Origin of the sequence: Bacillus sp. SIMBA_031 (assembly GCF_046535225.1) — a bacterium.
GTDB lineage: Bacteria > Bacillota > Bacilli > Bacillales > Bacillaceae > Bacillus > Bacillus velezensis.
Window position 1 is genome coordinate 1 of sequence record NZ_JAWRXC010000250.1, and the last position, 271, is coordinate 271.

The following is a 271-nucleotide window of genomic DNA, read 5'->3' on the forward strand; positions in this document are numbered from 1 at the left end:
GCGGCGGTCCCGAATATTGGCGGTACCTGCACCCAAGATCCAGGTACCAACCCGTATTCGGCCAATGCGGCCGCGGGGAGCAACTCCGTGACTGTTTCGGGGGGTGGCCTGGCCCAGGGTGTTTCCTCATGCACGGTGACGGTGGATGTCACGGCGCAAGGGGAGGGGACATACACCAACCGGGTCGCCAACGTTGTGACTAATTTGAACCCGCCGGCTAATGCCGCCCTCGTGGTACGTGCGCCCAGGATCGCGCTCAGCGGTGCGTTCG

Annotated in this window: 1 protein-coding gene; it reads left to right on the forward strand. The window is 64.2% G+C overall.

Annotated features, from left to right (window positions below; translation table 11 throughout):
• Positions 1 to 15 precede the first annotated feature (15 nt).
• Positions 16 to 271 (forward strand): DUF7933 domain-containing protein (locus SB724_RS22255; RefSeq protein ID WP_486304060.1); only part of this gene is annotated, 256 nt, incomplete at its 3' end.